Raw genomic sequence first — 22,596 nt, 5'->3', positions numbered from 1 at the left:
TGTACCTAGGTAGGGTTGCTGCCGCCCGCGGTCCGCTCCGCTCGCGGCACCGAGGAGGTCGACATGCCCGTTCGAGTGCCACCCGTCCCGGGTGAGTGAGCGGTGGCCGAGTTCGGTCCGATTCTCGCGCTGCTGGCGGTGGCGCTCGGCCTCGTGCTGGCCGGGTACGGGATCGCATCGGCGGTCGCGGTGGCCCGACGGATGGATGACAGCCCGGCCTTCTCGGGCGGGCTCCCGCCGGTCGAGCACGCGGTGTCGCGGTTCCACGTTCGTTGGTACCCGGTGACGATGGTCTTCCTCGCCTTCGACATGGAGATGCTGTTCATGTACCCGTGGACGCTCGTCGTCTCGCGGATCGGCGCTCCCGCGGTGATCGAGATGTTCCTGTTCCTGGGGATCCTGCTGGCCGGAGTGCTCTACGCGTGGCGCGAGGGAGCACTGCGGTGGACCTGACCGCAGTGCTGTTGCGAGCGGCCGCCCGCCGCCCGCACGTGCTCGTCGTGTCCGCGGTCGGGGCCACCGCAGAGCGGTTGGCGGTGGAGGCTGCGATGGCGCGGCGTGGGTGGCCGCCGGCCACCGCGCCCGCCGACGCGGACGTCCTCGTCGTGGCCGGCTCACCGGGGCCTGCGCTCGACGCCGTCATCGAGCAGGTCTGGGCGCGGGTGTCCGCCCCACGCGCTCGGGCGCACGTCCGTGCACCTGGGCATACGGACCGCGAGCTCGACGAGGCGAGTGCACTGCTGGCCGATCCCGCGCTCCAGCGCGCGCAGGCTCCGAGCGGTGCCACGCCGAGCCCGGCCACCGGCGGGCGGCCGGGCGCGCACGACGGAGAACCCGAAGGCCACGCCCACGGCGACGCCGGCCACGGTCGGGCCGGCGATGAACCGAGCCCGGACCACCTGGTCGCCCACGGACACCGCGAGGGTGGTCACTCCGCGCCGGAGGATCACGGCGGGCGCGAGGCGGACGCAGCGCACGGCTCGCCCGAGGGCCACCGGGGCGACGGCGACCGGAAGAACATCGGGCACGGTGGTCACGAGGGGGGTGGGCACGAGGCCCACGGAGGCGAGGCTCCTCACGAAGGTCACGAAGGTCACGAAGGCCACGAAGGGCACGGGAGTCCGGGCGGCCACGGCGCGCACGCGGGGCACGGCGCACACGCCGGCCACGGCGGTGGGATGGAGCTGCCCGGCGGGTTGCCGATGGCCGACCTGGGGGACGACCGTGACGGGTTGCGGCTGGATCGGCTGCACGTGCCGTTGGGGCCGGTCCTGCCCGACTGGCCACCTGGCCTGGTCGTCCGCACGGTGATGCAGGGCGATGTGATCCAGGAGGCGGCCGCGGAGGTGCTCGACGCGGGGTCCGGTCGCCCCTTCTGGCGCCACGCCCACCCGGCCGCACGTGAGCTGGACGGACTCGCCAGGTTCCTGGGGGTCGCGGGCTGGGCCGACGCCGCGGCTCGGGCCCGACGTCTGCGCGACGAGCTGCTGGCGGGGGCATCGGCCGAGCACGTCCGCGGGTCCGCGGCGGCGCTGCTGCGGCGGGTCCGCCGCTCGCGCACCCTGCGCTGGCAACTCCGCGGGCTCCCGGCCGGCCCGACCGACGTCGCGGCGCTGCTCGACGGGCGGTTGGCCGCGGTCGAGGCCGCTGTCTCGGCTGCCGCGGGATCCGCCGGCCGCCGGGCGTCCCGGGCGGCGCTCGACGAGCTGGCGGGCCTGCTGGTGGGGTCCGAGCTCGCGGCTGCTCGGTTGATCGTCGCCGCGGTGGATCCGGAGACCGAGGGGGCGTCCGCCCACGAGGAGGTGCGGCATGGGTGAGATGCCGCAGGAGGTGGCGACCTCCATGGCACTGCCGTGGTGGTCGGTGTTGCTGCTGCCGGTGCTGTTGGGCGTCGCGACGTGGGTGGTGCTCGCCTGCGACGCGGCGCTGGAGGCGCGGCCGGTGGGCGGCCCGGCCGGAATGGGGCCGGCGGTCGCGGCGCCGTTGCGCGAGACGGCCCGGCTGCTGGTGGGCCAGCGCAGGCGCACGCTCGCCGGCGACCGGGTACTGGGCGGGATCGGCGGCGCGGCGCTGCCGGTGGCGGCTGTGCTCGCTGCCGCTGTGCTGCCGCTGGGTGAGCGACCGGTGGCGGACCTGTCGATCGGGGTCGTGTGGTTCAACGCCATGGAGGTGGTGGCGTGGGCCGCGGTGTGGATGGTCGGGTGGGGCTCCAACAGCGCGTTGGGCCTGGTGGGTGGGTACCGGTTCGTCGCGCAGGGGCTGGCCTACGAGCTTCCGCACATGTTCGCGATCATCACGGCGGCCCTGGGCGCGGAGAGCCTGCGGCTGACCACGATCGTCGACGCGCAGCGGGACCTGTGGTTCGTCGTGATCATGCCGGTGGCGTTCGCGGTGTACCTGCTGTCGGCGGCGGCGATGGCGTTCTGGGGGCCGTTCGACACGCCGCTCTCGCGCGAGGTCGCAGGCGGCGCCGCGGTGGAGCTCGCCGGGGTGGACCGGCTGGTGTTCGTCGGGGGCCGGTGGTTGCTGCTCGTGGTGGCGGCCGCGATGGCCGTGCCGCTGTTCCTCGGCGGGGGAGTGGGCCCGTTGCTGCCGGCATGGGCCTGGGCCGTCGTCAAGACCGCGGCTGTCCTCGCGCTGCTGGTGTGGCTGCGCCGGCGGTTCCCGGCGGTGCGGATGGACCGCTTCACCGAGTTCGCGTGGGTGGTGCTGATCCCGTTGACGATCGCGCAGGCGCTGGTCGTGGCGCTCGTCGTGCTCCAGCGAGGGGGGATGTAGGTGCTCCCGATCATCCTGTTCTGGGTGCTGGCGATCGGCGCGCTGGTGCTCGGGTACCTGGTGTTCCGGCTGGACTCGATGGCGCAGGTGACGTTCGCCCTGCTCGGGTCGTTCCTCGCGGTGGCCGGGCTCGTGCTGCTGCTCGGCCTGGCCTACCTGGGCGCGGTCATCGTGCTGATGATGATCATCGAGATGGTGATCATGGCGGTCTTCATGATCATGTACATGATGAACCCGGCCGGGTTGATGCCGATGACGATGGTGCACAACAAGGTCGGCTCCGCGGCGATCGCGATCGGCACGTTCGTCGTGCTGGCGGCCGGGATCCTGCTCGTCGACTGGCCCGGCCGCGAGGGCGCGCCGGCGCCCGACCCGACGTTCGCGCTCGGCGAGGCGCTCATGGGCGGCCAGATGCTCACGATGATGACGCTCGGCGTCGGCCTGTTCGCCACGATCGTCGCCACCGTGGTGCTCTCGACCGACCGCGGCCGCTACGACCGGCTCGGCGACGACCTGCGAGCGCCGCGCGCCGACGGCCCGGCCGGCGGAGGAGTGGGCCGATGAGCCTCGAGCTGTTCCTGCTGCTCGCCGCGGGCCTGTTCGCGATCGGGCTGTACGGGGCGCTGTCGCAGCAGTCGATCGTGATGCTGATGATGGGCCTCGAGCTGATGCTGGGCGGGGTCATCGTCGCCGCGGCAGCGTTCTGGTACTACGTCGCGCCCGGCGGCACCGACGGTCAGGTGCTGATCGTGGTGGTGATCACCGCGATGGCCGTCGAGATGGCCATGGGGTTCGCCGTTGTCACCGCCATCTACCGGGCCCGGCAGGTCGACATGACCGACGACGCCGCAGACCTGAAGGGCTGACCGGATGCTGCTGTGGCTCTTGATGGCGGTGCCGCTGCTGGCCGGCGGGCTGCTCGCGTCCGCCGGTCGGCGGGCCGACCGGGCCGCACCGGTGGTGGCCGTGCTCGTCGCGGCGGCCACGCTGGCCCTCGCCATCGCCACGGCCGTGGCGCGCCCGGCCGTCGACGCCCCACTGCTCGCGGGGATCCGGGCCGGGCTGGCCGTCGACGGGCTGTCCGCGCTGATGGTCGTCACAGTTGCCGGCGCGACGCTCGCGGTCCTGGTCTTCGCGGCCGGCGAGGCGGAGCTGCGCACCGCCCGGTTCGCCGGATTCATCCTGCTGTTCGCGGGCGCGATGCTGGTGACCGTCACCGCTACCACCCTCGCCGTGCTGCTGATGGCGTGGGAGGTGATGGGCGCGATGAGCTGGGCGCTCATCGCCTACGACTGGCGGGATCCGGGATCGGTGCGGGCCGGGCACACCGCGTTCCTCACCACGCGGCTCGCCGACGTCGGCCTCTACGTCGCGGCCGGGGCCGCGCTGGCCGGCGGTGTCGGCTCGTTGGCGCTCGCGGAGCTGCCCGCGGCCACCGTGCCGTGGCTGCACGTCGTCGCGGCCGGGGTGGTGCTCGCGGCGCTCGGCAAGTCCGCCCAGCTGCCGCTCTCGTTCTGGTTGTCGCGCGCCATGCGCGGCCCGAGCCCCGTGTCGGCGCTGCTGCACTCGGCGACGATGGTGGCCGCGGGCGCGTACCTGTTGCTGCGGCTGGTCCCGCTCCTCGAGCCGACCGGATGGGCCGGCCCGCTGGTGGCGTGGGTCGGCGCGGCGACGGCCCTGCTGCTCGGGCTGGTCGCGATGGCCCAGTCCGATCTGAAGCAGCTGCTCGCGGCCTCGACGTGCGCGCAGATCGGGTTCATGGTGCTCGCCGCGGGCGTCGGCGGTGTTGCCGGCGGCGCGCTGCAGCTGGTGGCGCACGCGGCGACCAAGAGCCTGCTCTTCCTCGCTGCGGGCGCGTGGCTGGTGGCGCTCGGCACCAGGCAGCTCGGCGAGCTGCGGGGCGCCGCGCGACGGTTCCCGCTGGTCGGGGTGACGTTCACGGTCGGCGCGGCGTCGCTGGCCGGGTTGCCGCCACTCTCGCTGTGGGTGGCGAAGGACGCGGTGCTGGCGGCCACGCTGGAGCACGGCGGGGTGGTGCTGTACGCGGCCGGGATGGCGGGGGCCGTGGTGTCGGCGATCTACAGCGCGAAGGCCGTCTGGTACGTGTGGCAGCCCGCCCCCGCCGCCGCGGCGGCCGTCGAGCGCGAACCCGCTGGGCGGGTCCACGGCGCGATGCTGATCCCGCTGGTCGTTCTGGCCGCGTTCGCCGCCGCCCTCGGGGTCCTCCCGCTCGTCACGAGCGGGGCGCTCGCCGTGGCGCCTGCGCCCGCGCCGTGGGAGCTGCTGCTGTCCGCCGTGCTCGCCGTCGTCGCGGCGCTCGTGGCCTGGAGGATCGGCGCCGGGATCGGTGAAGCGGCCCCGTTGACGGGCTGGCTGGGCCTGGAGCGCGCCGCCCACGTGGTGCTCGTACGCCCGACCCGTGCCCTCGCCGAGGCGCTCGCGAGGTTCGACGACCGGGTGCTCGACCGGTCGGTCGAGGCGGTGGCCCGCGGCGTCGGTGCGGCGGCGCGGGCGCTGGACCGGCGGGACGAGCTGTCGGTGGACGGTGCGGTGCGGAGGCTCGCGGCCGGGGCCCGCGCACTGGGCCGGCTCGCGCGTCGGCCGCAGACCGGCCAGCTGCACCAGTACTACGCCCAGGCTGCGGTGGCGTTCGCGGTGCTGGCCCTGCTCGTGATCGTGGTGAGGTGAGAAGTGCTGTCGTTGATCGTGTTCCTGCCCGCGGCGGTGGCCGGTGCGCTGCTGCTGGTGCCGGGGCGGGCGTCGCGCACGACGTTCATCGGCGCGTGGATCGCGGTCAGCGCGGCCGACCTCGCGCTGGTGGTGGCGGTGTGGCTGGGGCTGGACCCCGCGGCCGGCATCCAGTTCGAGGAGCGGACGGCCTGGATCCCGAGCGCCGGGATCTCCTACCACGTCGGCGTGGACGGCCTGTCGTTGCCGCTGGTGGCGCTGACCGTGGTGCTGTTCGGCGCGTGCGCGTTGTTCGCGCTGCGGGAGACCCGCCGCGTCAAGAGCTACGTGACGCTCTTCCTCGGGTTGCAGACGGTGTCGCTGGGGCTGTTCGTCGCGCTGGACCTGATCCTGTTCTTCCTGTTCTTCGACCTGTCGATCGTGTTCATGTACTTCATCATCGCCGGCTGGGGGCACGGTGAGCGGGGCCGCGCGGCGGCGCTGAAGTTCTTCCTCTACACCTTCCTGGGATCGTTGGCCCTGCTGCTCGGGTTCATCCTGCTGTACCTGGCTGCGGAGCCGCACACGTTCGACATCGTCGACCTCACGGCGGCGAACCCCCTGGCGGGCGGCGGGGCCTACGCCGGGCTGGCGCTGCTCGCGATCGGGATCGGGCTCGCGGTGAAGACGCCGACGGTGCCGTTCCACACCTGGCTACCGCCCGCGCACACCGAGGCGCCGGCCACCGGCTCGGCGATCCTGGCCGGGATCCTGCTGAAGATGGGCACCTACGGCTTCGTCCGGATCGCGATGCCGATCCTGCCCGGCAGCTGGCGGCAGTACGCCCTGGTGGTGGTCCTGGTCGGCGTGGTATCGGTCCTGTACGGGGCGCTGGTCGCGCTCGCCCAGACCGATCTGAAGCGGATGATCGCCTACACCTCCGTCAACCACATGGGGTACGTGATCCTCGGGGTGGGCGCGGCCGGGATCATCGCCGGCACGGACGAGCAGGCCCGCCGGCTCGCCACGACCGGAGCGGTGACGCAGATGGTGGCGCACGGCCTGATCACCGGTGCGCTGTTCCTGCTCGCCGGCGTGCTGTACGACCGCGGCCGCACCTACGACATGGGCGCCTACTCGGGCCTCGCGGCTCGGACACCGCTGTTCGCGGGCGTGTTCGCCGTGGCCGCGTTCGCTTCCTTGGGGCTGCCCGGGTTTGCCGGCTTCATCGCCGAGTTCCAGATCTTCACCGGCTCGCTGTCGAGCGCACCGGTGCCCACCGCGATCGCCGTCACCGGGATCCTGGTCACGGCCGGACTCTTCCTGCTGGCGTTGCAGCGGGTGTTCCTCGGGCCGGAGCGCGTCCCGGACGCGCCGGGCACCCCGCGGCCGTTCTCCGACCTGCACGCCAGCGAGATCGCAGCGATCGTCCCGCTGCTCGCGCTGGCCACCGTGATCGGGGTGCTGCCCCGGTTCCTGCTCGATGTGATCGAACCGGCGTCCCGTGCGCTCGTGGAGCTCGTCGCGCGATGACACCGATCGCGATGACACCGATGACGATGAACGAGAACCCCGCGGCGCTCGTCCCGGAGCTGCTGCTGCTCGGCAGCTCCGTGTTCGGGTTGCTGCTCGGGGCGTGGCTGCCCCGGGAGCGGCAGCGGCTCGTCCGGCTGCTCGCCGCCGGGGCGGCGCTCGCCGGGCTGGTGGCCACCGCGGTGGCCGCGACCCGGCCCGACGAGATCGTGTTCGGAACGAGCTACGCCGTCGACACCCCCACCCACGCCACCCGGGCCATCGTGCTGATCGCGCTGCTCGGGGCGCTGGCGCTGTCCGTCGACGGGACCGCGGGACACCGGCGCGAGACCGAGTTCGTGGTCCTGCTGCAGCTCGGGGCGCTCGGCACGATGGTCCTGGGCGGCGCGAACGACCTGCTCCTGCTGGCGGCGGCGTTCCTGCTGGCCAGCATCCCGTTCTACGCGTTGGCCGGTTGGGACAAGCGCGCGCTGAGCACCGAAGCGGCGATGAAGTACTACCTGTCCGGGGCGTTCCTCGGCGTGGTGATGCTCGCCGGTGTCGCGGTCCTGTACGGCGTCGGCCGCTCCACCGCGTACGAGCCGCTGCGCGACGGCCTCGCCGCCGCGCCGGTCGCGGCCGTCGGCGTGGGACTGATCGCCGTCCTGGCCGGGGTGCTGTTCAAGATCGGCGCCGTTCCGGCGCACTTCTGGGTGCCCGACGTCGCCGACGGTACCCCGCCCGCGGTGGCCGCGATCGTCACGACGATCCCGAAGATCGGCGGCCTCGTCGCCGCGTACCGGCTGCTGCTCGTCGCGGTCCCGGCCGAGACGCTCGACTGGCCGCTGCTCGTCGCGGTCCTCGCGGCGGCGTCGATGACGCTCGGCAACCTCGCCGCGTTCTTCCAGACCACGGTGCAGCGGCTGCTCGCGTACTCCACGATCAGCCAGGTCGGCTACCTGCTGATGGTGGTCGCCGTCGCCGGGCGCGCGGAGCTGGCGCAGCCGGCCCTGCTCTTCTACCTCGCCGGCTACGCGATCACGAACCTGGGCGCGTTCGCCGTGGTGGCCGAGCTACCCCGCGCCCGCACCCTGGACGACTACCTGGGCATGGCTCGCCGGTACCCGGCCCTCGCGGTCGCGCTCGCCGTCAGCCTTCTGGGGCTGATCGGTACCCCGCCCACGGCGGTGTTCCTCGGCAAGCTCACGGTGTTCACCGCCGCCATCGACGGCGGGTTCGCCTGGCTCGCCGTCCTCGCCATCGTCAACACCGTGGCCAGCGTCTTCTACTACCTGCGTTGGATCGCGCCCACCTTCCGGCTCCCCGCCGGTGACGACGACGTCGCCGACGCCGCGCTCACCCCGGTCGCGGTGCTCACCCGGGCCGGAACGTGGTCGGCGGCCACCGCCTACGCCTGCGCGGCCGGCGCGGTTGCCCTGGGCGTCGTCGGCGGCCTGTTGCTGCCGCTCCTCACCGCGGCGCCGGCCGGTTGAGCCTCCGCTACCGGTCGGCCTCGCCGGGACTCGGACCCCGCCCCACCAGATCGGGCACGGGCTCGAGTGCGGAGCAGAACCGGGCGAACCGGCCCGATCGGCCCTCAGCCGCGGCGTGCGTGCGCGAGTGAGTGGGCGATCCCGCGGATGGCCCACAACGAATAGACCGCGGCGGATTTCGAGACCAACCCGGATACGGGCGCGAGGACCACGTGGCGGAGCCCGGCGTCCCCGAACTCCCGGAGCTTGTCGGCGACCTGCTCGGGGGATCCCCACAGCAGCGGGCCGTTCTCGACGAGCTCGGGCGGCACCGCGGCGATCGCCTCGTCGATCGTACGGCGGTCGTACCGGTCAGCGACGAGGTCGATGTAGCCGCGGAAGCTCGGTCCGAACGGGTGCTGCGCCCCGACCCGCGCCCATTGCTCCGCGGGTGTCCCCAGTCCGAGGGCGCGGATCGCCTTGTGTTCGAGCTGAGCTCTGGCGTCGCGTTCGGTGGGCGCGACGACGAGGAACCGGTGAAGGGCCGGCAGGATGTCACGTGGGTTGCGTCCCGCGACCCGGGCGGAGGTTCGGACGGCCTCGAGCTTGGTGGCGTACTCCTGCGGGGTGGCGAGCATCGTCGGGTACCAGCCGTCGCCGTAGGTCGCGGTCAGCTCGAGCATGCGCGGGCCGTGCCCGGCGACCCAGATGATGGGCGTCCTACCGGGTGGTGCCTTGAGCTCCATCAGGGCGCCGTCGAGGGTGTAGTGGTGCCCTTTGAAGTCGAGGCGTCCCACCTGGGAGAAGCACATGCGGATGATCTGCAGTGCTTCCTCGAGGCGGTCGACGGGGTGGGAGAAGTCGAGTCCGTACGGGTCGATGTTCATCCGCTCGCCGGCCCCGATCCCGAGTATCGGCGCGTGCCTCGTCATGTGCGCCAGCGTGAGCATCCCCTGGGCGATGAGGACGGGGTGGCGCCGGATCGGGTCCGTGACGCCCACCCCGAGCCGCAGGTTGCCGGCGTGGCCGGCCAGATGACCCAGTACGGCCTGGTAGTCGAAGTGTTCGTGCGGGGTGGGGCGCTGCGTGGCGAGCCAGCTGAACTCCTCGTCCCACGCCGCCGTTGGGAAGATGTTCTGGAAATGATCGATCGCCATGAGTGATCGGAGCCCGATCAGCCTGGCATATCTCGCCACCGTCCTGGTCAGCCGCAACGGCGGCTGGGTGCCGATCTGAAGCCCGACGGATATTCTCGAACTGGACATCATTCGTCGTCCGCCTCCACTTTCCTGGCTGATCGGACAGCTGCTCGGCTCTCCCCGAATCTTCTGGACGAATCCATTGGAGCGGTGGCTCGACCGACTGCATCAGAGCCGAAGGGCACCCGGGCAGCTCGCCGTTGGCCCCTGCCTGCGCGGGGGTGACGACTCCGACGCTGACGAGTTCAGGCTCGGGTCCCGATCGCCGTCGTCGGAGCCGGAAGCGGACGAACGGCCCCTGCTGCGAGGGCCGGACAGGGGCAGGCTGGGAGGCGGGTCGACGCAGTCGACCCGATCGTTCTAAAGGCGGGTAGGAAGCGTGAGTACCCAGGCCGGGGGCGGGGCCGAGGAGACGCGGGTGCTGGTCGTGGAGGACGACCGTGGCATCGCGGAGTCATTGGTGCGCGGTCTGCGGCAGGCCGGATACGCGGTCGAGGGCGTGCGAACCGGGCATGCCGCGCTGGCGGCGCCCTCGCCCGATGTCGTGCTGCTCGATCTGGGGCTGCCGGACATCGACGGGGGTCGAGGTGCGCCGGAGGCTGCGGGCCCGGTCCGATGCGGCGATCATCGCCGTGACCGCCCGGGGTGAGGAGGCGGACCGGCACCGCGGCCGAGACGGCCCGGATACTCGCCTACCTGGCCGGCCAGAGCGCCCGCCAGTGCGGCCCCTGTCAGTTCGGGCTGCCGGCCGTGGCCGAGGACTTCGCCCTGCTTGCCGCCGGACGGGCCGCCCCGGACCTGCGGTCCCGGCTGCATCGCCGGAGCGCTCTGCTGCCGGACCGGGGTGCGTGCCGCCACCCGGACGGTGCCGCCCGCCTCGCCGCGTCGGCCCTGCGCACCTTCGCCGACGACGTCGACCGGCACCTCACCCACGGCGCCTGCCCGGCAGCGCACCGGCGCCAGATCCCCCTACCGCCCGCGACACCCCCGGAGCACTGGCGATGACCCGCACCCGGACCCTGCACGTCGACCGCATCGCCTGCACCGGGCACGGGGTGTGCGCCGAACTGCTCCCCGAGTTGATCGCCCTCGACGAATGGGGGTACCCCATCGTGAAGAACCCGACCATCCCCAACCGGCTGCGAACCCACACCCGCCACGCCGTCGCCGCCTGCCCCCGCCTGGCCCTGCGCACCGACAACGGGCCGGCATGACGCGCCCGGCCGAAGGATCCCGCCGATGACACGACGGCGCTGAAGTAGACGATCATCCGAGCCCGGTGCCGACGGCCGCGCCGACGCCGTAGGTCAGCGCAGCAGCGGCGCCGCCCAACAGCAGCTGCCGTGATCCGGTCCACCACCAGGGACGTGCCGTCACCCGGGACACGATGGTGCCGGCGACGAACATCCCGGCGGCGGAGACGAGCACCGTTGGCAGCACGGTGGTCGCGCCGAGCAGGTAGGGCAGCACCGGCACCAGCGCGCCGGTGACGAACGCCAGGAACGAGGTGACCGCTGCCAGCAGCGGCGACGGCAGGTCGGACGGGTCGACCCCCAGCTCCTCGCGGGCGTGCGCCACCAACGCCTGCTCCGCGTTCTGGGACAGCTGTCTCGCCACCTCTCGGGCGAGGCCGACCTCGACACCTCTGGCCACGTACAGCTGAACCAGCTCCGCCTGCTCGACCTCCGGGCTCTCCGCCAGCTCCCTCTGCTCCACCGCGAGTTCCGCCCGGGCGAGCTCCGCCTGAGAGGCGACCGAGGTGTACTCACCCACGGCCATGGAGAACGCTCCCGCGGCGAGGCCGGCCAGCCCGGCCAGCACCAGCGTTCCGCTCGCCGCGCTCCCACCGGCAACACCGCCCGCCATCCCCGCGATCAGGGCGAAGTTCGACACCAGACCGTCCATCACCCCGAACACCGCCGGCCGCAGCCATCCACCGGTGACGTCCGCGTGCTCACCCTCACCACGAGTGGGGTCCTGACGCCTGCTCACCCTCGGATGGTGCGCTGCACGCTCCACCGGGCTGCACGGCCGAGTGGCCCCAGCGCATCGACAAAGGACCCGCAACCCGAGCCACGGCAGGGCGCAGGGCGACAAGCAGGCACCCGCGGTCACGGGCGCTCGCGAGGGTGCCGGGGGTCGAAGGGCTCTGGCGGTCCCGGGTGCCGGCACCGAGCCTCGGTGCGTCCACCGGCAAGGAGGTCACGAGATGCCCCCGCACTGCGATTCGCTCGACGGTCCGGTGGTGACCGCCGCGCGCCAGGCTCTCGACCAGAGCGATGTCGACCTGGTCCTGCCGTACGTGCACGCCGACGGCGAGCAGGAGGTGCAGCGTGCCTTCGAGCTCGCCCTCGAGGTGCGGAACCTCGGACCGGAGGCGCGCGAGGTCGCGGACCGGTGGCTCTTCGAGACCGTCGTCCGCGTGCACCGAGCCGGGGAGGAAGCCCCGTTCACCGGGCTCAAGCCCGCGGGCCTCGACGTCGGGCCGGTCATCCCGGCGGCGGAACGGGCGCTCGACGCGGGCTCACCCGAGCCGCTCGGCGACGTGCTGTGCGGGATCGTGCGCGAGCAGGTCGAGCGCCGACACCGGCACGCGATGGAGCGCAGGACGCACGGCGGCGACGGAGTACCCGCAGCCCGCGCGGCCGTCGAGGCCGTGCTCGGCCTGGAGGTGTGGGCGCATGCCGTCTACCGGCAGCTCATGGCGGACCCGCACGAGCCCGCCGGTGCCCACGAGCACGAGTGATGCTCGATGTTCGGGGCCGCGACCTCCGGCACCGCGCCCGACCAGCAGGGGGTCGCCTCCGGGTCGGCCTCCACCGCCCAGCAGATCGGCGGTGCGGTCGGGCTGGCGGTCCTGGTCGCCATCGCCAACGCGGTAACCGAGGGTCTCACGGGCTCCGCCCTGCGCTCGACCACCACCGACTGCCTGCGCGCAGCGATCTTGGTCGCGGCCGCCGGGATTGCCGTGACCGCGCTGGTCGCGCGCCGGTTCATCCCCGAGCGCGGGGCGGCGCGCCATGCCGCCCGGTAGCCGACTCAGGACGTCGGATCCGGCGTCGTCGTGGCCAGGTGCAGGAGCCGGACGGCGATGCCGTCGGCCCAACGCTCGATCTCGCTCCAGTCCCGCAGGTCGCCGTACCGTCCGCCCAGCAGGCGCAGGATCACCCGGGCCTGCGGAGGTGTCGCCGCGCGGTTGGCCACGCCGGCGAACGCGTGGTAGTCCAGGGCGCCGAGGACGTCGCGGACGGCCGCGATCCGCGGTGGCACCGCCCTGGCAGCGCCCGGCCCAGCGGTCCGCGCAGCGACGGTCCGATGCCGACGCTGAACAGCCACACCGGGATGCGCGGCCACCGGTCACGGTGGTCGGCCGCGAACCGCGTCGCTGCGGGAAGGAGCGCCCGGTCGTGCACCGCGCTGCCGACCACCACCGCGTCGTACCTCGCCGGGTCGGGACGGTCGGTGACCGCGGCCACGTCCACCTCGCAACCGCGTACGCGCAGCGCGGTCCCGACGAACTCGGCGACGCTCTTGGTGGCGCCCGCCGCCGTGGCGTAGGCGACGAGCACTGTCGGCTGCTTGTGCATCCATCCACCCTGGGCGGAGCGGATGGGCGGCCGGTAGGGGCGCCGGTCACCTTCTGCCACGGCCGAGGGGCACGAGTGCACGGGGCGGGCCCGGACAGCGCCGGCCCGAGCCGCGCCGGCCGCTCGGGAATACCGGGCGGTACACTCGCCTTATACCCCCGGGGGTAGGTCGAGAGGAGCGCTGCTCCCGTGAAGGAGGACTGCGATGGACGTGAACGCCGCGAAGCTGACCGATGTGGTGGCTCGGCTCAAGCGGGTGCAGGGGCAGCTCGGCGGGATCGTCCGAATGATCGAGGAAGGCCGCGACTGCTCGGACGTGGTCACCCAGCTCGCGGCCGCATCGCGCGCGCTCGACAAGGCCGGATTCAAGATCATCTCGACGGGGTTGCGTCAGTGCATCGCCGAGGGTGAGGACGGCTCGCAGCAGGTGAACGAAGCCGAGCTCGAGCGACTGTTCCTGTCGCTGGCCTGAGCCACGTCGAGGACGCCGGGTCAGGCGATGTGGTCGACGGATACCCGCTTCCGGATGGGGTGAGCCCAGTGCCGGTTCCCGGGGTCGACACCGGTTCCCGACATACACGCCGCAACACATCAGATCCCAAGGACGGGAGGAGTCGTCGGATGGACGTCGCCCGCAGTATCGCCCTCGACCAGCCCTACGCCGAGGTCGTGCCCAGGGTCCGGAAAGCTCTCGCCGAGCAGGGTTTCGGCGTGCTGACCGAGATCGACATGACCGCGACGATGAAGCAGAAGCGCGGCGCCGACATCGAGGACTTCGTCATCCTCGGCGCCTGCAACCCCGAACTGGCCGAACGGGCCCTCGAGATCGACCGCCGCGTCGGGGTCCTGCTGCCGTGCAACGTCGCCGTGCGCGCGCTCACCGACGGCGCAGGCACGATGGTGCAACTGATGAACCCGCAGCTCCTGGCGGCGGTGACGGACAATCCCGAGCTCGGTCCGATCGCCGACGAGGCCGACCGGCGGATGAGCGCCGCACTGGACGCCCTGCAGCGGTGACCTCCCCCTCACCGGGAGCGTGACCGAAGAGCACCACCACGAGAACACCATCGACCCATGAGCAGGGGATACCCTACGGGGTAGGGAAGGCGGAGCGATGAGCGCCAATCCGACACCGGACGCCGGACGGACGGGGTTCCGGGTCGAGACGATCGAGACCACCAGCCTGGGCGATCGCAGCTATCTGGTCCACGACGACGAGACCGCGGTGGCGGTCGACCCGCAGCGTGACATCGACCGGGTCACCGGGCTCCTCGACGCGCGCGGGCTGCGGCTCGCGCTGGTGGTGGAGACCCACGTGCACAACGACTACGTCTCCGGCGGCCTCGAGCTGGCCCGCACCACCGGTGCCACGTACGTGCTCGCGAGCGGCGACGAGCTGGACTTCGAGTACCGGCCGGTCACCGACGGCGACCTGCTGGAGGCGGGTCGGATCCGGCTGCGGGTGCTGCACACCCCCGGGCACACCCACCACCACATCAGCTACGTCCTGCAGGACGCGGCCGGTCGGGTGCACGGGGTGTTCACCGGCGGCTCGATGCTCTACGGGGCCACGGGCCGCACCGACCTGGTGCGCCCGGGGGACACCGAGCAGCTCACGCACGCCCAGTACCACTCGGTGCGCCGGTTGGCCGCGGAGTTGCCCGCGGACACCCCGGTCTACCCCACCCACGGGTTCGGCAGCTTCTGCTCGGCCACCCCGACCAGCGGTGACGCGTCGACCGTGGGCGCGCAGGCCGAGGTCAACCCGGCACTGACGTTGGAGGAGCAGGACTACGTCGACACCCTGATCGCCGGCCTCGCCGCGTACCCGGCCTACTACGCCCACATGGGTTCGCTCAACCGCCGGGGCGCCGGCCCCGTCGACCTGTCCCTGCCCGAGCCGGTGGACCCCGCGGAGCTGCGCCGGCGGATCGAGGCCGGGGAGTGGGTGGTCGACCTGCGCGGGCGCACCGCGTTCGCCGCCGGGCACCTCGCCGGTTCGCTCGGGTTCGAACTGTCCACGAACTTCCTGACCTATCTGGGGTGGCTCCACCCGTGGGGCGCCCCGCTGACGCTGATCGGGGAGTCGGCCGAGCAGGTCACGCAGGCCCGCCGCGAGCTCGTGCGGATCGGGATCGACCGGCTCGCCGGGATGGCATACGGCGAGATCGAGACGCTCGCCGACGGGCGGCCATTGCGGTCCTACCCGGTCAGCGACTTCGCCGGGCTCGCCGCCGCCACGGCGCAGCGGCCCGAGGTATTCACGGTGCTCGACGCCCGCCGGGACGACGAGCGCGCCGGGGGCGGGGTCCGCGGGTCGATCCACATCCCGATCCACGAGCTGGCCGAGCGGGTCGACGAGGTGCCCGACGGGGAGGTGTGGGTCTACTGCGGCTCCGGCTACCGCGCCGCCATCGCCGCCTCGATCCTCGACCAGCCCGGCCGCGACCTCGTGCTGGTCGACGACGACTACGAACGTGCCGCCGATGCCGGCCTGCACACCGAGCACCCCGAGCACCCCGAGCCCGCCCACCGCTGACCTGCACCGGCCCGGGCGATGGGCTTGGTACGCGACCTCCCGACGAGAGAAGGAATCATGAGTACGCCCACCGCCTCCAGCAGTTCTACCGCCGACCACCCTGCTTCGGGCAACCCCGCTCCCGTGGGAGCCGCACGGGAGCACACGGTCGACCCGCAGACCCTCCGGGCGTGGATGGACGCCCCCGAGCAGCTCACCGTGATCGACGTCCGCAGCCCCGCGGAGTTCGAGACCGTGCACATCCACGGCTCCTACAATGTGCCGCTGCCCCTGCTCGGCGAGCACGCCGCCCAGGTCGCCGACCGGATCGACCACCGCACCGTGCTGGTGTGCCAGTCCGGGGTCCGGGCGGCCGACGCCCGGCGGCGCCTGGCCGCGGTCGGCATGGGCGACCTGCACGTCCTCGGCGGCGGCGTCCCGGCCTTCGAGCGCGTCGGCGGCGAGGTCGTGCGCGGCCGAGCCCGCTGGGCGCTGGAACGCCAGGTCCGCCTGGTCGCGGGCGGCCTCGTCACCGCAGGGGTCCTGGGCAGCCTGTGGAAGCGGCCCCTGGTCGCCCTGGCCGGGGCGATCGGCGCGGGGCTGACGGTCTCGGCGCTGACCGACACCTGCGCGATGGGTCGGCTGCTGTCCGCGTTGCCCTACAACCGCGCCGGGGGCGCCCTCGATCCAGCCCTCACGCTCGACGCCCTCCCTCGCGCCGGGAGCTGACGAGCCTGTGATTGCCGCACTCGGCCTCGGTCTGGTGATCGGGATCCTGCTCGGCCTGCTCGGCGGCGGCGGATCGATCCTCGCCGTCCCGGCATTGGTCTACGGGGTCGGAGTCCCGGTGGCTGCCGCGATCCCCACCTCGCTGGTCGTCGTCGGGATCTCTTCGGCCGCCGCTCTGCTCCCGCGGCTGGCCGGCGGGCAGATCCGCTGGGGCATCGCCGGGATCTTCGGCGTGACCGGGGCGGGTGCGGCGTTCGCCGGGGCGGTGGTCAACCGCCTCCTCGACCCCCGGCTGGTCCTCGCCGGCTTCGCCCTGCTGATGATCGCCGCTGGTTTCCGCATGCTCGCCGGGGCGACCGGGCCGGCGGGGACTGCGCCCTGCCCGGGGGCGGGGTGAACTGGCGTGGCTGCGTGCTCAAGTCCATCGCCGCCGGGCTCGCCGTCGGGTTCCTCACCGGCCTGTTCGGCGTCGGCGGCGGCTTCCTGATCATCCCGGCGTTCGTGCTGCTCCTCGGCCTCCCGATGGGCTCAGCGGTCGCCACCTCACTCGCGGTCATCGTGGTCAACTCCGCCGCCGGGTTCGCCGCGCACCTCGGCGACGCCCACCTCGATCCCGCCGTCACGCTCGCCTTCTCCGGCACGGCCGTCGTCGGCTCCCTGCTCGCCGGGCGCCTCGCCCACCGCGTTCCGACCATGCGGCTGCAGCGCTGGTTCGTCTACCTGATCTTCGCCGTCGCCGCGTTCGTCCTCGTCCAGGTCGCTGTCGGAGGACCCGGCTGATGATGCGGCGATCGTCGGCGGAAGCGGGCCCTTGGGCCCTTCTCGCCCACCGGCCCAGCCGAGATCCTTCGCCCGAGGATGTGAATCTCCATGATGAATTCGGTAGGCATTGGCCTGTTCTGGATCTGGCCGCTGCTGGTGATCGTGGGTGTGGCGTTGCTCGGCTACACGATCGCCCGGACCTGGGGCGGCGGTGCGCGAACCGAGCATCGTGATGCGGCTCGCCGGGTCCTCGACGAACGGTTCGCGCGCGGCGAGATCGACGAGCAGGAGTACCACCGCCGGCGATCCGTACTGGAAGACCGGTTGCGATGAGCCCGCGCCCGATCAGTCGGCGCCGCGCACTGGTCTTCGGCGGAGCCGGTGTCGCGGCCCTGGCCGTTGGCACCGCCGGCTGGATCACAACCGCCGGCTCCACGTCCGCCGGCGGCCCCGGCGCCGCGGGAGAGCCCCTCGCCCGACCGCCGGAGCTGACCGCGCGAGACGGCCGGCTGCAGGTCGAGCTGGTCGCGGCCGCCGGGGCCCGGCTGGCCGGCCAGGACACCCGCGCGCTGGGCTTCAACGGCTCCTCACCGGGCCCGACCCTGCGGGTGCGGCCCGGCGACGAACTGGCCGTGCGGCTCACCAACCGGCTCGACCAGCCCACGAACCTGCACACCCACGGGCTGCGGGTGTCCCCGGAGGGCAACGGCGACAACCCGTTCGTACGGATCGACCCCGGGGCCTCGTTCGACTACCGGATCCTCGTGCCCGCCGACCACCCGCCGGGGACGCACTGGTACCACCCGCACCACCACGGCGCGGTGGCCGACCAGCTCTTCGGCGGTCTGGCGGGCGCCCTGCTCGTCGACGGCGGCCGGGCCCTGCCGGTCGACGACGACCGTCTCCTGCTGGTCACCGACACCACCCTGGCCACCGACGGCACCGTCGCGCCCGTCGGCCCGCCCGAGCGAATGTTCGGTCGCGAGGGGCGGCTCGTGCTCGTGAACGGCCAGTACCGGCCGGTCGTGCCGGCCGCACCCGGGCGCGCCCAGCGCTGGCGGTTGGTCAACGGGTGCACCTCACGGGTGCTCGCCGTCCGGCTCGAGGGCCACACCCTGCAGCAGATCGCCCAGGACGGCACGTTCCTGCCGTCCCCGGCACCGCGGCAGCAGCTGGTGCTCGCGCCGGGCAACCGCGCCGACGTCGTCGTACAGCCCGATCGGGCCGGGCGGTTCACGCTGATCGCCGATCCCTACGACCGCGGTAGCGGCATGGGCGGCGCGCCGGCGTCGACGGGGCCGGTCCCACTGGCAACCCTCGTCGTCGACGGTCCCGCAGCGGTGGCACCCGCGTTGCCGGCGACGTTGCCCGCCGAACCCCCGCCCGCCTCCGCGACCGCCACCCGCTCCACGAGCTTCCGGATGGGCATGGGCGGGATGCGCGGCGGCCGCGGTGACGCGATGCCGATGAGCTTCACCGTCGACGGCCGCGCCTACGACCCCGACCGCGACGACCAGATCGTCGCCGCCGGGACGGTCGAGGAATGGACCGTGACCAACACCGGCCCGCTCGCCCACCCCTTCCACCTGCACGTCTGGCCGTTCACCGTCGTCGCCGCGAGCGACGGCCGCCCGCCGCTCGGGGTGCCGCAGGACGTCGTCCTCGTGCCGCCCGGGGGATGGGTGCGGCTGCGCATCCCGTTCACCACCCACACCGGCCGCAGCGTCTACCACTGTCACATCCTCGACCACGAGGACGCCGGCATGATGGCCACGATCACCGTGCGCTGAGGCCCGCTGGTGACGAAGAAGGGTGCACGGCTCCGCGCCGCCGCCCCGGCGGTCAGAGCGCGGAGAGGGGAAGCGGCCGGTGGGCGAGGCTCCGCCGCGGCGAAGGCAGGGCGGCAGCGATCCGGGCTAGCTCGCGCGCCGACGCGGCCTCCGGCGAGGCGAGCACGACGGGCCTGCCGGCATCCGCCCGCTCGGCGGAGCTCCACGTCGAGCGGTACCCGGCCGAGCAGCGGGGCGCCGGCCTCCTCTGCGAGCAACGAGCCGCCGCCCTCGCCGAAGACCGGTGCCTGCCCGCCGCAGGTGGGGCAGCTCGACGCGGACATGTTCTCCACGACCCCGGCGATCGGCTCCCGGCATCGGTGGCCATGCGCACCATCCGCCGCGCCACCACGCGGGCGGCCGTCTGCGGGGGCGTCACCGCGAGCAGCGCGGCGTCGGGTAGCAGCTCCAGCAGGGAGAGCGCCGCGTCCCCGGTGCCGGGCGGAAGGTCGACCAGGAGCGTGTCGAGCCGGCCCCAGTGCGTGTCGCGCAGGAACTGCTCGATGGCCTTGCGCAGCATGGGGCCGCGCCAGACGACCGGGCTGTCCTCGTCGACGAAGAAGCCGACCGACATGAGCATGACCCCGTGGGCGGGAACGGGCAGCATGGCGTCACCGAGGACGACCGGGTTGCGCCGGACGCCGAACAGCTGCGGTATCGAGTAGCCCCAGACGTCGGCGTCGAGCACGCCGACCCGCTTGCCCCGAGCCGCCGGTGCCGCGGCCAGGTTGGCGGTCACGGTGCTCTTGCCGACCCCGCCCTTGCCACTGGCCACGGCGTAGACCGCCGGTCGCCCTTCGCCGACCACCGAGTCGATCCGTGCCGTATCGCGCCGGAGCCGATCGGCCAGCTCGCTGCGCTCCCGGACGCTCATCGCCCGCGTGTCTACCGAGACCTGTCGAATGCCGGGTACCTGCCGGGCGGCCTCGGTCACGGCGCCGGTCAGCTCGGCGGCGAGGGGGCAGCTCGCCGTCGTCAGCCGGAGCTCGATGTGCGCCCGCCCCCCACGGCCGACGTGCACCTCGCCGATCATGCCGAGCCCACCCAGCGGCAGACCGAGCTCCGGGTCGGTCACCGCGGCGACGGCGGCGCGGACGCGCCCGGCATCGACGTCGGCGTGCCGACCGAGCAGCGAGCTCACGGCCGGTCCACCCGGAAGGCGCGGCGGCACGGTTTGACCGGTCGCATGAGGAACTCGGGCCGGCGCTGACCGCCGGGCCCGAGCGCGCGACGGGCCAGGGCCAGCCATTCCCGGTACACCTCCCGCGAGCGCCGGGCGTCGACGTAGACGTCGCCGTCCCGGTCGCCCGGGTGGGCCTTCTCCATCCGCACCTTCTGCAGCCAGCAGTGCATCCCCGACCAGGGGTCGGGCTGGACGCCGAAGGCGAGGTTCTGGTGCACGCCGGGGTCGGTCCACCAGATGCGGGAGGAGTCGGGGTCGTCGGACTCGAACGGCTCGACGCCACCCCGGTACCGCAGCAGCCAGGACTCCGGCCCGTCCGGGTGGCTGATGTCGACCAGGCCCTGCACCCACCGGCTGCCCTCGTTGCCGTGCAGCCGCCAGCGGCCCATGTGGTGGGACAGGGCGCAGACGCCGGGGCGGATGCCCTCGGTCACCCAGACCCGCGCGACGAGGTGCCCGATCGAGGTCGACAGCCGCACCAGGTCCCCCGTCGCGACGCCGTGCCGTCGGGCGTCGCGCGAGTTGAGCCACAGCGGGTGGGAGTTGGAGATCTCGTTGAGGTACTTGGCGTTCCCCGAGCGGGTGTGGATCAGCATCGGCAGTCGGAAGGTGGGCACGAGGACCAGCTCGCCTGCCTCCAGGTCGAGCTCCGAGCGGGCCACGTGGGAGGGGATGTATCCCGGGGTCGCGTGCTCCTCCCAGCCCCAGTCCCGCATCGTCGTGGAGTAGACCTCCAGCCTGCGCGACGGGGTGAGCCAGCCTGCGGAGACCGTGCCGTCCGCGTGCCGGACGCCGACCGAGCCGGCCTCGCCGATCAACGGCGGCACGGAGTCGGGACCGGTCGGCTTGCGCAGCACGCCCTCGGCGTCCGGCTCGGCCCCGGCCAGCTCCTCGGGGGTGAGCGGGCGCTCGTCCTGGCGGTACAGGTCCGAGCCCGCGCCAGGTGCCGGCACCGGCGCCGGGTCCGCCGGAGTGGCTCAGACCTGGAGGCGCTCGATCGTCTCGTCGATCGGCCGGCGCGGGGTCGGGGGGAGGGGAGCACCGGCGGGTGCCCAGCCCGCCCGGACCACCAGTTGCGGAACCGCCGACCCGCCGAGCACCTCGTCCTGGACGACCTGCCTGGTCGATCCGACCTCCAGCGGCTGGCTCAGCGGGCACGTCGCGAGACCGAGCGTGGTGGCGTGCAGCAGCACGGCGCTGAGCGCCTCGCCTGCGCGCAGCTGGGCGAGGGTGTCATCCGACGCGGTGGCAAGCATCAGCAGCGCGGCCCCGTCCGGGTCGCCGGCGGTCTGCTCGATGAGGCCCTCGCTGAACCGGCGGGCCGTCCCGGCGCCGGTCGCGACCGGGTCCCGCAGCAGGTTGGCCGCGGGCACGCCGTCCACGTCGGCATAGCCGCCGCTCCACACGGCCGTCTCCGTCCGGTAGGCGGCATCGCCCTCCTGGATCTCCGCCGCCTCCCTGATGGCGGCCACCAGCCGCGCCCGTGGCGCCGCTTCCGTGACCGCTCGGAGCAGCACTCCCTGCCCGGCGGCGCGTTCGATCAGCTCGTCGATGAACGCGGCGGGCACCTCCCAGTCGACGAACCTGCGGCGGTCGGTCCGCCGGCGCGAGATCGCCGCCGCGAGGGCGAGCTCCGCGTCTCCGGCCGGACGCGGATGCAGTTCGAGTGCTGCGAGGTGGTTGGGCTCCGTCGGGTTGGGCATGCGCCGCAGGGAGCTCGCAAGGCCCGCGGCCGCCAGCGCCACCCGGAGGTGGTGGAGCGCGGCCCCGCAGCTCACGATCAGGTCCCGGCCCTGCGCGTCGGTCGCGGGCAGCCAGCGGCGCAGATCGGCGTACAGGTGCACGCTGCGCGGCCCGACGACCCAGCGCCACGGCTGGCTGTTGTGGATCGAGGGGGCCCGGGCGGCCAGCGCCAGTGCGGTCCGCACGGTGCGCTGGTCGATGTGGTTGGTCGTCATCATCGCTCCTCGTCGGGAACGGCAGGGCACGGGTCCGGGACTGGAGAGGGCGCTGTATCCCGACGACTCCCACCCTCTCGCCGGGTGGCATCGCGCGGGAGCAGGCGCAGGTCCCGCTTCGTGGGGCCACTGGGCCGGGACGCCGGGGATCCTTCAGGCCCGCGCTGACTCGTGGCGGACGGCCAGGCTCCCCGACGAGTCCGCGCTCCTCGCGCTCGGGAGGGCCGGCGCGGGGACCTGTTTCGTCCTCCCGCCGGACCCGCACAGCCCCGAGGCGAGATCGGGGCCGGCAGGCTCGCGTGCTCGGCAGGCTCGCAGCCGGCCAGACGGGCGGTCACCGTCTGGCGCGTGACGTGCTCGTACCGCCCGCGACGGCGTGCGCCGCCCGGCCGGCAGGGCCCG

Annotated in this window: 28 protein-coding genes and 1 pseudogene; 21 read left to right on the top strand and 8 right to left on the bottom strand. The window is 73.5% G+C overall.

Translation table 11 applies throughout. The features are described 5' to 3' along the window. Nucleotides 1-102 precede the first annotated feature (102 nt). Nucleotides 103-453, top strand: coding sequence for an NADH-quinone oxidoreductase subunit A (locus ACFPL3_RS30230; RefSeq protein ID WP_343938474.1), 351 nt, complete (start codon nt 103-105; stop codon nt 451-453). Between the two features lie 161 nt (nt 454-614). Here ACFPL3_RS30230 and ACFPL3_RS30225 read toward each other — a convergent pair whose 3' ends face one another. Further along, complete coding sequence (locus tag ACFPL3_RS30225; protein WP_379589783.1) at nt 615-1,169, bottom strand: hypothetical protein; 555 nt, start codon at nt 1,167-1,169, stop codon at nt 615-617. Between the two features lie 9 nt (nt 1,170-1,178). Here ACFPL3_RS30225 and ACFPL3_RS30220 point away from each other — a divergent pair, with 9 nt between their 5' ends. Genes ACFPL3_RS30220 through ACFPL3_RS30190 form a run of 7 tightly spaced genes read left to right on the top strand, consistent with a single transcriptional unit; the run spans nt 1,179 to nt 8,450 of the window. Continuing rightward, nucleotides 1,179-1,817: a hypothetical protein gene (locus tag ACFPL3_RS30220; RefSeq protein ID WP_343938478.1), complete on the top strand. Its 639-nt coding sequence runs from the start codon at nt 1,179-1,181 to the stop codon at nt 1,815-1,817. After that, on the top strand, nt 1,810-2,778 hold the full coding sequence (locus ACFPL3_RS30215; RefSeq protein WP_343938480.1) for a complex I subunit 1 family protein: 969 nt from the start codon (nt 1,810-1,812) through the stop codon (nt 2,776-2,778). Before ACFPL3_RS30220 ends, ACFPL3_RS30215 begins: the two co-directional genes overlap by 8 nt. Continuing rightward, on the top strand, nt 2,779-3,342 hold the full coding sequence (locus ACFPL3_RS30210) for an NADH-quinone oxidoreductase subunit J (protein WP_343938482.1): 564 nt from the start codon (nt 2,779-2,781) through the stop codon (nt 3,340-3,342). Then, nucleotides 3,339-3,644: an NADH-quinone oxidoreductase subunit NuoK gene (gene nuoK / locus ACFPL3_RS30205; RefSeq protein WP_343938484.1), complete on the top strand. Its 306-nt coding sequence runs from the start codon at nt 3,339-3,341 to the stop codon at nt 3,642-3,644. The genes ACFPL3_RS30210 and nuoK overlap by 4 nt, the downstream gene beginning before the upstream one ends. A gap of 4 nt (nt 3,645-3,648) precedes the next feature. Beyond that, nucleotides 3,649-5,466, top strand: a complete 1,818-nt coding sequence (locus tag ACFPL3_RS30200) for an NADH-quinone oxidoreductase subunit 5 family protein (protein ID WP_343938486.1) — start codon at nt 3,649-3,651, stop codon at nt 5,464-5,466. Between the two features lie 3 nt (nt 5,467-5,469). After that, nucleotides 5,470-6,978: a complex I subunit 4 family protein gene (locus tag ACFPL3_RS30195; RefSeq protein WP_343938488.1), complete on the top strand. Its 1,509-nt coding sequence runs from the start codon at nt 5,470-5,472 to the stop codon at nt 6,976-6,978. Continuing rightward, the gene (locus tag ACFPL3_RS30190) at nt 6,975-8,450 is read left to right on the top strand and encodes an NADH-quinone oxidoreductase subunit N (protein ID WP_343938490.1); all 1,476 of its coding nucleotides are present in this window, start codon (nt 6,975-6,977) and stop codon (nt 8,448-8,450) included. Before ACFPL3_RS30195 ends, ACFPL3_RS30190 begins: the two co-directional genes overlap by 4 nt. A 104-nt stretch (nt 8,451-8,554) precedes the next feature. Here ACFPL3_RS30190 and ACFPL3_RS30185 read toward each other — a convergent pair whose 3' ends face one another. After that, complete coding sequence (locus tag ACFPL3_RS30185; RefSeq protein ID WP_343938492.1) at nt 8,555-9,697, bottom strand: LLM class flavin-dependent oxidoreductase; 1,143 nt, start codon at nt 9,695-9,697, stop codon at nt 8,555-8,557. 349 nt (nt 9,698-10,046) lie between these two features. Between ACFPL3_RS30185 and ACFPL3_RS30180 the strand changes: the two genes are divergently transcribed. From ACFPL3_RS30180 to ACFPL3_RS30170, 3 genes are read left to right on the top strand one after another with little or no spacing between them, the layout of a single operon-like run. Beyond that, on the top strand, nt 10,047-10,277 hold the full coding sequence (locus ACFPL3_RS30180) for a response regulator (protein ID WP_343938494.1): 231 nt from the start codon (nt 10,047-10,049) through the stop codon (nt 10,275-10,277). Then, nucleotides 10,274-10,633 carry an NADH-ubiquinone oxidoreductase-F iron-sulfur binding region domain-containing protein gene (locus ACFPL3_RS30175; protein WP_343938496.1) on the top strand — a complete coding sequence of 120 codons (360 nt, stop codon included), beginning with the start codon at nt 10,274-10,276 and terminating at the stop codon, nt 10,631-10,633. Before ACFPL3_RS30180 ends, ACFPL3_RS30175 begins: the two co-directional genes overlap by 4 nt. Continuing rightward, nucleotides 10,630-10,842 (top strand): ferredoxin, encoded by a 213-nt coding sequence (locus ACFPL3_RS30170; protein ID WP_343938498.1) that lies wholly within the window; start codon nt 10,630-10,632, stop codon nt 10,840-10,842. The genes ACFPL3_RS30175 and ACFPL3_RS30170 overlap by 4 nt, the downstream gene beginning before the upstream one ends. Nucleotides 10,843-10,894: 52 nt before the next feature. Here the strand turns inward: ACFPL3_RS30170 and ACFPL3_RS30165 are convergent, their stop codons facing one another. After that, complete coding sequence (locus ACFPL3_RS30165; protein ID WP_343938500.1) at nt 10,895-11,620, bottom strand: VIT1/CCC1 transporter family protein; 726 nt, start codon at nt 11,618-11,620, stop codon at nt 10,895-10,897. Between the two features lie 253 nt (nt 11,621-11,873). On the opposite strand from ACFPL3_RS30165, the gene ACFPL3_RS30160 reads away from it, so the two are divergent. Both ACFPL3_RS30160 and ACFPL3_RS30155 read left to right on the top strand, forming a co-directional pair. Next, complete coding sequence (locus tag ACFPL3_RS30160) at nt 11,874-12,374, top strand: DUF6448 family protein (protein ID WP_343938502.1); 501 nt, start codon at nt 11,874-11,876, stop codon at nt 12,372-12,374. 6 nt (nt 12,375-12,380) lie between these two features. Continuing rightward, nucleotides 12,381-12,662, top strand: a complete 282-nt coding sequence (locus ACFPL3_RS30155) for an MFS transporter (RefSeq protein ID WP_343938504.1) — start codon at nt 12,381-12,383, stop codon at nt 12,660-12,662. Nucleotides 12,663-12,667: 5 nt separating this feature from the next. Here ACFPL3_RS30155 and ACFPL3_RS30150 read toward each other — a convergent pair whose 3' ends face one another. Together ACFPL3_RS30150 and ACFPL3_RS30145 are read right to left on the bottom strand one after the other, a co-directional pair. Further along, nucleotides 12,668-12,898 (bottom strand): hypothetical protein, encoded by a 231-nt coding sequence (locus ACFPL3_RS30150; RefSeq protein ID WP_343938506.1) that lies wholly within the window; start codon nt 12,896-12,898, stop codon nt 12,668-12,670. Then, entirely contained in the window at nt 12,793-13,215 is a 423-nt protein-coding gene (locus tag ACFPL3_RS30145; RefSeq protein WP_379589782.1) for a flavodoxin domain-containing protein, read from the bottom strand. Before ACFPL3_RS30145 ends, ACFPL3_RS30150 begins: the two co-directional genes overlap by 106 nt. Before the next feature lie 205 nt (nt 13,216-13,420). Here ACFPL3_RS30145 and ACFPL3_RS30140 point away from each other — a divergent pair, with 205 nt between their 5' ends. From ACFPL3_RS30140 to ACFPL3_RS30105, 8 genes are all read left to right on the top strand, one after another. Then, the gene (locus ACFPL3_RS30140) at nt 13,421-13,687 is read left to right on the top strand and encodes a metal-sensitive transcriptional regulator (protein ID WP_343938508.1); all 267 of its coding nucleotides are present in this window, start codon (nt 13,421-13,423) and stop codon (nt 13,685-13,687) included. A 149-nt stretch (nt 13,688-13,836) separates the two neighbouring features. Next, a complete protein-coding gene (locus tag ACFPL3_RS30135; RefSeq protein WP_343938510.1) occupies nt 13,837-14,232 on the top strand; it encodes a DUF302 domain-containing protein in 396 nt (131 codons plus the stop codon). Between the two features lie 97 nt (nt 14,233-14,329). After that, nucleotides 14,330-15,754: an MBL fold metallo-hydrolase gene (locus ACFPL3_RS30130; RefSeq protein WP_343938512.1), complete on the top strand. Its 1,425-nt coding sequence runs from the start codon at nt 14,330-14,332 to the stop codon at nt 15,752-15,754. A 123-nt stretch (nt 15,755-15,877) separates the two neighbouring features. Next, nucleotides 15,878-16,462, top strand: a complete 585-nt coding sequence (locus ACFPL3_RS30125; protein ID WP_343938513.1) for a rhodanese-like domain-containing protein — start codon at nt 15,878-15,880, stop codon at nt 16,460-16,462. Between the two features lie 7 nt (nt 16,463-16,469). Beyond that, nucleotides 16,470-16,859 (top strand): TSUP family transporter, encoded by a 390-nt coding sequence (locus tag ACFPL3_RS30120; RefSeq protein ID WP_343938515.1) that lies wholly within the window; start codon nt 16,470-16,472, stop codon nt 16,857-16,859. A 14-nt stretch (nt 16,860-16,873) separates the two neighbouring features. Next, nucleotides 16,874-17,242, top strand: a complete 369-nt coding sequence (locus ACFPL3_RS30115; RefSeq protein WP_343938517.1) for a sulfite exporter TauE/SafE family protein — start codon at nt 16,874-16,876, stop codon at nt 17,240-17,242. Nucleotides 17,243-17,332: 90 nt separating this feature from the next. Then, entirely contained in the window at nt 17,333-17,557 is a 225-nt protein-coding gene (locus ACFPL3_RS30110; RefSeq protein ID WP_343938519.1) for an SHOCT domain-containing protein, read from the top strand. Further along, a complete protein-coding gene (locus ACFPL3_RS30105) occupies nt 17,554-19,014 on the top strand; it encodes a multicopper oxidase family protein (protein ID WP_379589781.1) in 1,461 nt (486 codons plus the stop codon). Before ACFPL3_RS30110 ends, ACFPL3_RS30105 begins: the two co-directional genes overlap by 4 nt. On the opposite strand, the pseudogene ACFPL3_RS30100 reads toward ACFPL3_RS30105, so the two are convergent. From ACFPL3_RS30100 to ACFPL3_RS30090, 3 genes and pseudogenes are all read right to left on the bottom strand, one after another. Further along, nucleotides 18,960-20,302, bottom strand: a pseudogene (locus ACFPL3_RS30100) (Mrp/NBP35 family ATP-binding protein). The gene ACFPL3_RS30105 and the pseudogene ACFPL3_RS30100 sit on opposite strands and share 55 nt — an antisense overlap. Further along, entirely contained in the window at nt 20,191-21,189 is a 999-nt protein-coding gene (locus ACFPL3_RS30095; RefSeq protein WP_343938527.1) for a molybdopterin dinucleotide binding domain-containing protein, read from the bottom strand. Before ACFPL3_RS30095 ends, ACFPL3_RS30100 begins: the two are co-directional and overlap by 112 nt. 24 nt (nt 21,190-21,213) lie before the next feature. Then, nucleotides 21,214-22,197: an Acg family FMN-binding oxidoreductase gene (locus tag ACFPL3_RS30090; protein ID WP_343938529.1), complete on the bottom strand. Its 984-nt coding sequence runs from the start codon at nt 22,195-22,197 to the stop codon at nt 21,214-21,216. Nucleotides 22,198-22,596: the final 399 nt, after the last annotated feature.

The organism is Pseudonocardia zijingensis, assembly GCF_042657305.1.
Lineage (GTDB): Bacteria > Actinomycetota > Actinomycetes > Mycobacteriales > Pseudonocardiaceae > Pseudonocardia > Pseudonocardia zijingensis.
This window is presented reverse-complemented; position numbering and strand designations above follow the sequence as displayed.